The following is an 11,557-nucleotide window of genomic DNA, read 5'->3' on the forward strand; positions in this document are numbered from 1 at the left end:
GCTTTGTTACAATACCAAACGTAACAGAAATGTAACATTTGTAATAATAATTGTAATATGTGAAATAAAAATGTTACATCATAGGAACTACGGGAGGTTGTTATGAGCTTTATCAGCAAAAAGGTACTTCCGCTTTCTGCCCTTGCGGCACTCTGGGTGCTGGGCTCCGGCTTTGCCGGACTGGATGTGGAGATGGCGGCTGGTATCGAGTCCGTAATGGACGATCTGACAAGCGAGGATTTTGAGGAAATACAGGCACAGGATGAATGGGACGGCAAGGTGCTTGCCAATGTGGAGGATTATGTGACGGTGCGTTCCGAGCCCAGCTCGGAGGCGGAAGCTGTCGGACGTATGTTCAAGGGAGACGGCGGAGAGATTGTAGAAGAGGCAGAGGGCTGGACCAAGATCAGCTCCGGCAATGTAGAAGGCTATGTAAGCAACGATTATCTGCTGTTTGGCGAGGAAGCATACACTCAGGCTCAGGAGGAAGCGACGCTGACAGCCACTTCTCTGACCGGAGGCTTAAGAGTCCGTGAGGAGGCCAGCACTGAGGCAAGGATTCTGAAGAACGTAGAGGAAGGCGCGAAGCTTGACGTGGTAGACGCAGGCGGCGAGAGTTCCGAGTGGGTTCAGGTAGAATACGCAGAGGATAAGACGGGCTTTGTATCCGCAGAATATGTGGACGTACAGTATGAGCTTGGCGAAGCCATGACGATGGAAGAGATAGAAGAAAAGGAAGCCGAGGAGAAGCGGGAGGCGCTGAAGCAGCAGCTGGAGGCCTTTAAGGCGAACGGCGACGATGTGACGCTTCTGGCGGCGCTGATTCAGGCCGAGGGCGGAAACCAGCCCTATGAAGGGCAGGTAGCGATTGGCGCGGTGGTCATGAACCGTGTGAGAAGCGGACGCTACGGAAGCACGATTGCGGATGTTATCTATGCCCCGGGCCAGTTTGGCGTAGTGAGCAACGGTACGATTCTCCGGTATACCAGCAGCCCCAAGGCAAGCTGCGTACAGGCAGCGCAGGAGGCGATTAACGGCTATACGAACATCGGCGGCTATACGCATTTCAAGAATGCGCGCTCATCAGTAAGCTCCGACCACATCGTGATTGGAAATCATGTATTTTATTAAATCCGATTTATGAAGTTTAAAAAGGCACGTTTGTGTGCTGAAAAAAGAAGTTCAGGCAGGAAAAGCCGGAGTTTCTTTTTTTATGCGCCTGACAGCGCGCGCTTTCTTGACGCGAGGTAAATTGGCGGGTATGTTTTCTTAGCTTTCTTAAGAAAATCTTTCGTGTGAAAAGAGAGAACTGTGTGATACAATAAACACAGAAAGGCCGCTTCCTGTGGGAACGGCTGCTGAGGAGGAAAACGGTATGAATTTTAGGCTTGAGACGCCGGCTGCGGTGCTGAAAGCGAGAGAGGCGCAGAGAGGGTGGAATTGGATTCTGGAGGTTCTGGTCTTTGGAGCAGTCTTTTTTACTGTGTCGATTGCAGAAAGCCTGGTTATGATTCCGGGGATCGCAATTGCCATAGCTGCGAATCCGGCTGTATTGTCGGCTGCCATGAGCGGCGACGCCGCGCTGGCAGAGGAGGCCATGCTTGCGGCGATGAACTCGGACGGCGTGACAATCTGTATGTTATTTGCGAATCTGGCTATGATAGGAGTGGTAATGCTGTTCTGCAGGGCTCTGCAGAAACGGAGGATGAACACGCTCGGATTCGTAAAAAGAGGCATGGGAAAGGAATATCTGAAGGGACTTTGCTTTGGCTTTCTTTTGTTTTCTGCGGCTGTACTGATCTGTGTGCTTACAGGAGCGCTTAAGATAGAAGGAATTTCAGCAGGCTTTACGCCTGGGATTTTTCTGCTGTTTGTGCTGGGCTTTTTGATTCAGGGAATGGCGGAGGAGGTTTTGTGCCGGGGGTATTTTCTGGTGTCATACGCACGGCGCCATTCCATGTGGGCGGCAGCTTTTGCCAACGCAGTTCTCTTTGCGATGCTTCATCTGGGAAACACGGGAATCAGTCCGCTGGCATTCATCAACCTGACGCTGTTTGGAGTCTTTGCGTCTGTTTATTTTGTAAAAAGCGGAAATATCTGGGGTGTCGGAGCGCTGCATTCTATCTGGAACCTGGCGCAGGGCAACTTTTACGGAATCCGGGTGAGCGGAATTGTGACTGAGTGCTCCGTATTTGCGAGCACCTCCGTAGAAGGAAGAGGGCTGATAAACGGCGGAGCGTTTGGACTGGAGGGCGGGCTGGCTGTGACGATTGTCCTGCTGGCCGGAACACTGTTCCTGCTGTGGAGGTATCCTGCAGTCCACTCACGCGTGGAAGCTGCCGCAGACCAGGCTGCACAGGAAGCCTGACAGAAACTTTACTTGTAATCAGGCCGCATTTATAGTATCATTGATCATAAGTTCGGGAAGGAAAGGAGAGCAGTGGCGTATGGATGCGATATACTGGCTGATTTTGATTATTGTACTGATTGTACTGGAAATCATCACGCTGGGACTTACGACGATCTGGTTTGCCGGAGGAGCGCTGGCAGGCTTTATTCTCTCTATGCTCAATGTGTCGCCTGTTCTTCAGTGGGCAGCGTTCTGTGCGGTTTCCCTGATACTGCTGTTCTGTACGCGGCCATGGGCTCTGCGCTATTTTAACAACCAGAAAAAGGAAAAGACGAATGTGGACAGCCTGATCGGAAAAACAGCTGTCGTGACATCCGCGATTTCGAATCTGGAGGCGCAGGGAGAGGCTGTTGTGAACGGAGCAGCCTGGACGGCCCGGTCAGAGGAAGATTCTGTAGAGATCCCGGAAGGGACTCATGTAGAGATCGTAGCTGTGCAGGGTGTAAAATTAATTGTAAAAAGGAAAGAGGAGGGGTGACAGATGCCGCAGATAGTAGGTACTGTACTTATTATTATTCTGATTATTTTCATTTTGCTGATTCTTGCTTCCTGTATCAAGATTGTGCCGCAGGCACAGGCGATGGTAGTGGAGCGGCTCGGAGCGTATATGGGAACCTGGGGTGTGGGAATCCATTTCAAGGCTCCGTTTATCGATCGGGTTGCCAGAAGAATTACCCTGAAGGAGCAGGTGGTTGATTTCGCTCCCCAGCCTGTGATTACGAAGGACAATGTAACGATGCGCATTGATACGGTTGTATTTTTCCAGATTACAGATCCGAAGCTTTTCGCTTACGGGGTGGAGAATCCGATCATGGCCATCGAGAATCTGACCGCGACGACTCTGCGGAATATCATCGGTGAGCTGGAGCTGGATCAGACGCTGACCTCCCGTGAGGTGATCAATACAAAGATGCGCGCGTCCCTGGATGTGGCGACCGATCCCTGGGGCATCAAGGTAAACCGCGTAGAGCTGAAGAATATTATCCCGCCGGCTGCGATTCAGGATGCGATGGAGAAGCAGATGAAGGCAGAGCGTGAACGCCGTGAAGCGATTCTTCGCGCCGAAGGCGAGAAGAAGTCTACGATTCTGGTAGCGGAGGGCCAGAAGGAATCTGCGATTCTGGACGCTGAGGCAGAGAAGGAGGCTGCGATTCTTCGGGCCGAGGCAAAGAAGGAAGCGATGATCCGCGAGGCAGAGGGCCAGGCACAGGCGATTCTGAAGGTACAGCAGGCCAATGCGGACGGCCTGAGAATGCTGAAGGATGCCAATGCGGACAGCGCAGTGCTGCAGCTGAAGAGCCTGGAGGCTTTTGCAAAGGCTGCGGACGGCCAGGCGACCAAGATTATCATTCCGTCCGAGATTCAGGGATTGGCAGGTATGGTAAAGGCTGTCACAGAAGTGGCGAAGGAAAACTGATTTCAAAAAATGCAGGGAATGTGACTGCATATATGGCGGGGGCTGCTGCGCAGGGAGACTTGCGCGCAGCCTCCTTGTGGTACGGGGAGGCTTGCAGGTATGGAACCAAAGCTTGATTTGACAAAGGAATACGGGCTGGTGCTGGAGGGCGGAGGAGCCAAGGGAGCTTATCAGATAGGAGCCTGGAAGGCCCTGAAGGAAGCAGGCGTCAAGATCAGGGGCGTGTCGGGAACCTCTGTAGGGGCTCTGAACGGAGCTTTGATTTGCATGGACGATTTGGAGCGCGCGGAGAATCTGTGGGCGAATATTTCTTATTCCCAGATCATGGATGTAGACGATGAGCTGATGGGCAGGCTGTTTGACAAAACACAGAAGACCCCAGAGCTCTGGAGGGAGACTCTGAAGGAGGTCTTTCGGATGCTGGGGGTAGGAGGCATGGACATCACGCCTCTCCGCCGTCTGATCGAGGAGAATATCGATGAAGAGGTTATCCGCAGCAGCCCCATGGACTTCTATTCCTGCACCTATTCCCTGACAGATCGGAAAGAGCTGAATGTGGATATGAAGACGGTCCCGGAGGGGCAGATGAAGGATATGCTGCTGGCCAGCGCTTATCTGCCGGGCTTTAAGAATGAAAAGCTGCATGGAAAGACCTACGTGGATGGAGGAGCGACGAATGTGCTTCCCATGGACGTGCTCCTGGAGCACGGATATCAGGATCTGATTCTGCTGCGGATTTTTGGCGTGGGCCGTGAGAAGCGTGTCAGCATTCCCGAAGGAGTCAGCGTGACAGAGATAGCTCCGGACGTCAATCTCGGCAGCACGCTTCAATTTGACGCGGCCAGGAGCAGGCGGAATATGCGGCTGGGGTATTACGACGCTCTGCGTGTCATTTACGGCCTGCAGGGAAAAATATATTATGTTGAACAAACGCAGGAAGAGTGTTATTATTTAAAGCAATTGATACAGGCGGCGCCAGAGGCGCGGTCTTCCCTTCTGGAGGCGTATGAGCTCAATCAGGAACCGCCGCAGGAGCTGCGGGAATTTCTGGAGGTTTTGCTGCCGCTTCTGGCTGCGGAACTGAAGCTGCCAAAGGACTGGACCTACAGCAGCCTGTATCTGGCGATTTTGGAACATACGGCCCGGCTCTGCAAGGTGCCCAGATACAGGGTATATACGGTGCAGGAGCTTCTGGAGGAGACCAGGGCCAGGATCCGGCAGGGCAGGCTTCCGGAAAGGCTTCCGGATTATGCGCGGCTGATTCTGGATTTGGCGCCTGGACATGAGGAGGAAGGATAAGATGGATTTAAAAGGACGCGATTTTCTTACGCTCCGGGATTTCACGCCGGAGGAGATTGAATATCTGGTAGATTTGGCTGCGGAGCTGAAGGCGAGAAAGAAGCAGGGGATCGTGGAGCGGGATCTCAGAGGAAAAAATATAGCTCTGATTTTTGAAAAGACAAGCACGAGGACGCGCTGCGCCTTTGAGGTGGCGGCTCATGATCTGGGGATGGGAACGACCTATCTCGATCCGTCAGGCTCCCAGATCGGGAAAAAGGAGAGCATCGCAGATACGGCCAGAGTGCTGAGCCGGATGTTTGACGGAATTGAATACAGAGGGTTTGGACAGGAGATTGTAGAGGAGCTGGCAAAGTACTCGGATGTGCCGGTCTGGAACGGCCTGACCAACGAGTACCACCCGACCCAGATGCTGGCGATGCTTCTGACGGTAAAGGAGCATCTGGGACGCCTGAAGGGCGTGAAGCTGGTTTATATGGGAGATGCCCGTTATAATATGGGGAATTCTCTGATGATTGCCTGCGCGAAGATGGGCATGCATTTTACGGCCTGCGCTCCGAAGGCCTACTTCCCGAATCAGGAGCTGGTGTCCTGGTGTGAAGGCGTGGCGAAGGAGACGGGAGCGGAGATTACGCTGACTGAGGATGTGGAGAGCGGCACAAAGGGAGCGGATGTGATTTACACCGACGTATGGGTTTCCATGGGAGAGCCGGACGAGGTATGGGAGACCAGAATCCGTGAGCTGTCTCCCTATCAGGTCAATAGAAGGGTCATGGAAAATGCGGGACCGCAGGCAATATTTACCCACTGCCTGCCGGCATTCCACGATCTGAAAACTACGATAGGAAAGCAGATTGCGGAGAAATTCGGCATTACAGAGATGGAGTGCACCGACGAGGTATTTGAGTCCGCTCAGTCTGTGGTTTTCGATGAGGCAGAAAACCGCATGCATACAATCAAAGCGGTTATGGCTGCTACACTGGGGGCTTAGCTGCTATGCAGAAAAAGAAAAACAGGGTTGTCAGAGATCCTTATTATCACTGGAAAATCATGAATATGGTTCTGGCCTGCGCGATTCTGATTCTGGCAGTTCTGGTTCTGTGCGGCAGGGAAGCAAAATATCTGGCGCCGGCAGCCTGTTTTCTCGGCGTGGTGATGTGCGCGCTGTCGGGGATCATGGAGCTGGCGAAGAGCAAGAGGGTAACAGGCTATCTCTGCTCTGTGTTTTCGGGGATTCTGGCGGTGGCGTTGATTTTTGATTTGATCCGGTCGTGGTTTTTATGATAAAGGAAGAAATTTTAAAGGCGCTCCGTGCGTCGGAGGCTTACGTCTCCGGCCAGGAGCTTTGTGAGAGATTTGGCGTCTCCAGGACTGCGGTCTGGAAAGCGGTCACAAGGCTGAAGGAGGAGGGCTACGCGATTGACAGCGTCTCCAATAAGGGCTACTGCCTGAAGGAGCTTCCGGATGTGGTGACAGAGGCGGAGATCGGCAGCCGTCTGAAGACAAGGGTGATGGGAAGAAGCTGCGTCTGTTTTGATACGACAGATTCTACCAATATCCAGGCAAAGCGCCTGGCAGAGGAGGGAGCGCCCCACGGCACCCTGGTCTGCGCGGAAAGGCAGACAGAAGGGAGGGGGCGCCGGGGAAGATCCTGGAGCTCTCCTCCGGGAGAGGCTGTCTATATGAGTCTTCTGCTGCGCCCGGAGATCCGTCCGGAGCATGCTTCCATGCTGACACTGGTGATGGGGTTTGCAGCGGCCCGCGCCTGCAATGAGCTTCTGGGCCGAATGACAGAGCCTGGCATAGTGGAGCCCGGAAGGGCGGAGACGCGGGCGGAGGATGCGCCGCAGCCGGGAGAGATGCTGCTGTCAGGGAAAACGCTGCGGATCGGGCTGAAATGGCCCAACGATCTGGTGCTGGACGGCAGGAAGGCTGCCGGGATTCTGACGGAGATGAGCGCGGAGATTGACTGCATTCATTATGTAGTAATCGGTGTCGGCATCAATGTAAACACGCAGATCTTTCCTGAGAGCCTGACTCAGGCGGCGTCTCTGCGCCAGGCGGCAGGCAGGCCGCTGATGCGCTCAGAGCTGATCGCTCTTTGTATGGAATATTTTGAGGAGTATTACGGGCAGTTTGAAGAGACGGAAGACCTGAGCAGTATGAGAAAGGATTATGAAGAGCTTCTGGTGAATAAAGGACGGCAGGTACAGGTACTGGAGCCGGGAAACGAGCACACGGGGACGGCCCTTGGGATCAATGACCAGGGCGAGCTGCTGGTAAGGCTGTCCGACGGACGAATTGAGCAGGTCTATGCAGGCGAGGTATCGGTGCGCGGCGTCTATGGGTATGTATAAAAAGCCGGGAGGATGAAAAGCAGATGTATCAGGATAATGTAGTGCTTTGCGGCGCAAATTCTTATGAGGAGAAATATTATTTTAACGAAGATTTTTCGGCCCTGCCGGAAGCGATAAAAAAAGAGCTCAAGATCATGTGCGTGCTTTTTGTGTCAGAGGTGGGAGGAATCCTGCTTCTGGAATTTGAGGAGGACGGGACATTAATTTTCCAGGTATCCAGCCGGGAGGACGACTTCTTTTTTGACGAAATCGGAAGCGGCCTGAAGATAAAGGAGCTTCAGAAGGAAAAAGCGGAGCTTCTGGCTTCCCTGGAGCTGTTTTATAAAGTATTTTTCTTGAATGAGGAGATTGAACATGCATAACGAACTTTTTTCCATCGGACCATTTACTGTATACGGCTATGGGCTGATGATTGCAATTGGTATTTTTGCGGCTTACTGCCTGGCAGAATACCGGGCCAGAAGGCTTGGGCTGGATGACGAGAGGGTCTTTGGGCTCACGATTTGTGCCGTCATCGGCGGCATCATTGGAGGCAAGGTTTTGTATTACCTTACGGTTCTGCCTCAGATTGCGGCGGATCCGTCTCTGCTTTATCGGGATCTGATGGAAGGCTTTGTGATTTACGGCGCACTGATTGGCGGCTTTGCGGGAATTGTGCTCTACTGTCGGAGATGGAAAATGAATGTGCCAAGTTATCTCGATCTGGCGCTTCCCTCAGTAGCGCTGGCTCAGGGCTTCGGGCGGATAGGCTGCCTTCTGGCAGGCTGCTGCTACGGAAGGGAGACAGACTGCGCGTTCAGCATTGTTTTCCAGAATTCGGCCTACGCGCCTAACGGAGTGCCGCTGATTCCGACGCAGATCATATCCAGCGTGCTGGATTTCCTGCATTTTGGGTTCCTGATTCTCTTTGCGAAAAAATGGAAGAAGGGAGAGGGACAGGTAACAGGTCTCTATTTTGCGCTGTACAGCGCGGGACGCTTTATCCTGGAATTTTTCCGGGGCGATCTGGAGCGTGGAAACGTAGGAGCACTGTCCACCTCTCAGTTTATCGCAATTTTTGCGTTTATCTTTGGTGTAGTGCTGTTTTTCTGGGCAGGAAAGCATGGCGGCGCAGGAGCGGAGGCTGCTGAAGCCTCAGAAACAGAGGAAACAGCAGAGTCTGTAGAAGTCTCAGATTCAGAAGAAGCAGCAGCGGACTCGGAGCAGGCAGAACAATCAGACGCTGCAGAACAGGAAGAGGAAGATGAACAATCTTGAAAGAAAGGCACAGGTTTTTTTGTACGCTGCCATTCTTCTGGCATTGACAGCGGCAGACTGGAGCTGGTACGCGCAGCGTTTTCCAAATGAGAGCTTTGTGCTCCAGCTGCCCTTTATCCAGGTGGTATTTATACTTTGGGTGGCTGCGGCTGCGGCCTGCTTTCTGGCCAGTATCCTGCTGTTCTGGAAAGCCAGAAGGGAGCAGCAGACACACAGGCGCAGGCACAGGCGTTAGCGGGAAAGGGTATCGGGATATGTCATTAAAAATAGGAAATACAGAGCTTGCAGGTTCTGTGATACTGGCGCCTATGGCAGGGGTAAGCGACCTGCCATTTCGTTTGCTCTGCCATGAGCAGGGAGCAGACCTGGTCTGCATGGAGATGGTCAGTGCAAAGGCGATTGCATACCGCAACCGCAATACCCGGAAGCTGATGCAGATTGATCCGGCGGAGCGTCCGGTTTCACTGCAGCTTTTCGGATCAGAGCCTGAGCTGATGGCAGAGATTGCAAAAGAAATAGAGGAAGAGCCGTTTGATATTCTGGATATCAACATGGGCTGCCCGGTTCCGAAGATTGTGGGAAACGGGGAAGGCTCGGCGCTGATGCGTGACCCGAAGCTGGTGGAACAGATTATCAGCAAGGTGGCGGGGGCCATCAAAAAGCCGGTCACAGTAAAGATTCGCAAGGGCTTTGACGATGCCCATGTGAATGCGGTAGAGATTGCGCGGATCGCGGAAGGGTCCGGAGCAGCGGCCATCGCGGTTCATGGGAGGACGAGAGAGCAGTATTACTCCGGAAAAGCAGACTGGGATATTATCCGCCAGGTGAAGGAGGCGGTCTCTATTCCGGTGATAGGAAACGGGGATGTGGATTCGCCCCGGAAGGCCAGGGCCATGCTGGAGGAGACGGGCTGCGACGGTGTGATGGTGGGCCGGGCGGCCAGAGGAAATCCCTGGATTTTCCGTCAGATTCGGGAATATCTTATAAATGGCAGGGAGGAGCCAAAGCCTTCCCTGGAAGAGGTGCGATCTATGATGCTGCGCCATGCGCGCATGCAGGTAGAATACAAGGGCGATTACACGGGGATCCGGGAGATGCGCAAGCATGTTTCCTGGTATACGGCAGGACTTCCCCATTCAGCCAGGCTGCGGGCAAGGATCAACAGCGTGGAAAGCCTGAAAGAGCTGGAAGAAATCTTGACAATCGGATTCTGTTAAGATATAATACTGTGAATGTTTCTGAAGGCTTTCAGGGGCGCAGGTTCAGACAGGAGACCGGGCCTGCTCCACTGGAATCAAAAGAACAGGTTACAGGAATAAACGGGACAGAAAGAGATATAATGAAATAGATTGGAAATAAGAAACAGGAAGGATGTAAAGGAACATGAGTGGGAAGAAAAATTTGCTGACTTATGAGGGACTGAAGAAGCTGGAGGACGAGCTTCAGGATCTGAAGGTAGTGCAGAGAAAGGAGATTGCCCAGAAGATCAAGGAAGCCAGAGAACAGGGTGATCTGTCTGAGAATGCGGAGTACGATGCAGCGAAGGATGAGCAGCGGGATATCGAAGCGCGTATCGAGGAGATCGAGAAGATTCTGAAGAATGCCGAGGTTGTAGTTGAGGATGAAGTGGATCTGGACAAGATCAGTGTTGGCTGTGTGGTCAAGGTCCTTGATGTGGAGTACGATGAGGAAGAGGAGTTTAAGCTGGTAGGCTCTTCCGAGGCGGACAGCCTGAATGGGAAGATTTCCAACGAGTCTCCGGTAGGAAAGGCTCTGATCGGGGCGCGCGTAGGAGATACGATCCAGGTGGAGACCCAGGCCGGAATGATAGAGTATAAGGTGCTGGAGATTCAGAGGTCAAAGTAATCATGAAGTATTATGTAGCGAGATAAAGAGCTGTTACCTGCGAATTATATTGAGAAGCTGATAATGTGGGCACTTTTTGAAGGGAAAATTTTCAAGAAGTGCTCTCTTATTCTTCACGTATAAACAGCAATAGCGGCTGCGCCTGGCTTGTAAAATAGAGCAAGGGGAGATGGTGTATGCAGGTGCTTGTGATACCGGATATACATTTGAAACCATATATGTTCCGGATAGCAGAAGAATTGTTGGAAAAGGGCTGCGCCGGACAGACAGTGTGTCTCATGGATATACCAGATGACTGGGGGAAAGAATATAATATTGAATTGTATGCCGAGACGTTTGATGCTGCGATTACATTCGCTAAGAAATATCCGGATACATTATGGGTATATGGAAATCATGATCTTAGTTATATCTGGAATGAGCGAGAGAGTGGATATAGTGTAATGGCTGCCTGGACAGTTCGGAAAAAACTATTGGAATTAAAAAGAGCATTGCCGGAAGGCAATGAAATGAAATATATTCATATAATTGATAATGTACTGTTTTGCCATGGCGGCGTTATGGATTACTTTGTGGAAAATATAGTGCCGCCTGATCTGTATCATAATGCTGAGCAGGCGATTGATTTCATTAATGGATTGGATCACGATTCTATGTGGAATGATATGTCACCTGTCTGGTACCGGCCGCAGTATTCAAAAAGAAAGCTGTATAAGTCAGATGAGATTCTGCAGGTTGTCGGACATACTCCGGTTGAGCACATATTCCGAAGTGGAAATATTATTTCCTGTGATGTATTTTCTACATATCGAAATGGGGAACCGATTGGGACGCAGGAGTTTTTAGTAATTGATACGAAAACGTGGAGATTCCATACATACAGAAGTAAAGATGTATCCCGTTAAACCTGGTTTTGTTTCTCGGACATGGAAATTAGCTGCGGAAATTCAA

At 51.9% G+C, this 11,557-nt stretch carries 14 protein-coding genes; all 14 read left to right on the plus strand.

Annotated features, from left to right (window positions below; genetic code table 11):
- Positions 1-102 precede the first annotated feature (102 nt).
- The 14 genes from B5E77_RS15220 to B5E77_RS15285 all read left to right on the plus strand — a co-directional run bounded on the left by B5E77_RS15220 (position 103) and on the right by B5E77_RS15285 (position 11,511).
- Positions 103-1,131: a cell wall hydrolase gene (locus B5E77_RS15220; protein WP_087166214.1), complete on the plus strand. Its 1,029-nt coding sequence runs from the start codon at positions 103-105 to the stop codon at positions 1,129-1,131.
- Positions 1,132-1,375: 244 nt separating this feature from the next.
- Positions 1,376-2,368, plus strand: a complete 993-nt coding sequence (locus B5E77_RS15225) for a CPBP family intramembrane glutamic endopeptidase (protein ID WP_087166215.1) — start codon at positions 1,376-1,378, stop codon at positions 2,366-2,368.
- Positions 2,369-2,447: 79 nt separating this feature from the next.
- On the plus strand, positions 2,448-2,888 hold the full coding sequence (locus B5E77_RS15230; RefSeq protein ID WP_087166216.1) for an NfeD family protein: 441 nt from the start codon (positions 2,448-2,450) through the stop codon (positions 2,886-2,888).
- A gap of 3 nt (positions 2,889-2,891) precedes the next feature.
- The gene (locus B5E77_RS15235) at positions 2,892-3,827 is read left to right on the plus strand and encodes an SPFH domain-containing protein (protein WP_087166217.1); all 936 of its coding nucleotides are present in this window, start codon (positions 2,892-2,894) and stop codon (positions 3,825-3,827) included.
- Between the two features lie 99 nt (positions 3,828-3,926).
- Positions 3,927-5,126: a patatin-like phospholipase family protein gene (locus B5E77_RS15240; RefSeq protein WP_087166218.1), complete on the plus strand. Its 1,200-nt coding sequence runs from the start codon at positions 3,927-3,929 to the stop codon at positions 5,124-5,126.
- A gap of 1 nt (position 5,127) precedes the next feature.
- Positions 5,128-6,117, plus strand: coding sequence for an ornithine carbamoyltransferase (argF, locus tag B5E77_RS15245; RefSeq protein WP_087166219.1), 990 nt, complete (start codon positions 5,128-5,130; stop codon positions 6,115-6,117).
- A gap of 5 nt (positions 6,118-6,122) precedes the next feature.
- The gene (locus B5E77_RS15250; RefSeq protein ID WP_087166220.1) at positions 6,123-6,410 is read left to right on the plus strand and encodes a hypothetical protein; all 288 of its coding nucleotides are present in this window, start codon (positions 6,123-6,125) and stop codon (positions 6,408-6,410) included.
- Entirely contained in the window at positions 6,410-7,483 is a 1,074-nt protein-coding gene (locus B5E77_RS15255) for a biotin--[acetyl-CoA-carboxylase] ligase (RefSeq protein WP_087166246.1), read from the plus strand. Before B5E77_RS15250 ends, B5E77_RS15255 begins: the two co-directional genes overlap by 1 nt.
- A gap of 23 nt (positions 7,484-7,506) precedes the next feature.
- Positions 7,507-7,845, plus strand: coding sequence for a DUF6145 family protein (locus tag B5E77_RS15260; protein ID WP_087166221.1), 339 nt, complete (start codon positions 7,507-7,509; stop codon positions 7,843-7,845).
- Positions 7,838-8,740 (plus strand): prolipoprotein diacylglyceryl transferase, encoded by a 903-nt coding sequence (locus B5E77_RS15265; RefSeq protein WP_087166222.1) that lies wholly within the window; start codon positions 7,838-7,840, stop codon positions 8,738-8,740. The genes B5E77_RS15260 and B5E77_RS15265 overlap by 8 nt, the downstream gene beginning before the upstream one ends.
- Positions 8,727-8,975: a hypothetical protein gene (locus B5E77_RS15270; protein ID WP_087166223.1), complete on the plus strand. Its 249-nt coding sequence runs from the start codon at positions 8,727-8,729 to the stop codon at positions 8,973-8,975. Before B5E77_RS15265 ends, B5E77_RS15270 begins: the two co-directional genes overlap by 14 nt.
- Before the next feature lie 19 nt (positions 8,976-8,994).
- The gene (gene dusB, locus B5E77_RS15275; protein WP_087166224.1) at positions 8,995-9,957 is read left to right on the plus strand and encodes a tRNA dihydrouridine synthase DusB; all 963 of its coding nucleotides are present in this window, start codon (positions 8,995-8,997) and stop codon (positions 9,955-9,957) included.
- A gap of 166 nt (positions 9,958-10,123) precedes the next feature.
- Positions 10,124-10,606, plus strand: a complete 483-nt coding sequence (greA, locus tag B5E77_RS15280) for a transcription elongation factor GreA (RefSeq protein ID WP_087166225.1) — start codon at positions 10,124-10,126, stop codon at positions 10,604-10,606.
- Positions 10,607-10,782: 176 nt separating this feature from the next.
- On the plus strand, positions 10,783-11,511 hold the full coding sequence (locus B5E77_RS15285) for a metallophosphoesterase (protein WP_087166226.1): 729 nt from the start codon (positions 10,783-10,785) through the stop codon (positions 11,509-11,511).
- Positions 11,512-11,557 lie beyond the last annotated feature (46 nt).

The sequence above is a fragment of the Lachnoclostridium sp. An131 genome (assembly GCF_002160825.1).
Classification (GTDB): Bacteria; Bacillota; Clostridia; order Lachnospirales; family Lachnospiraceae; genus Laedolimicola.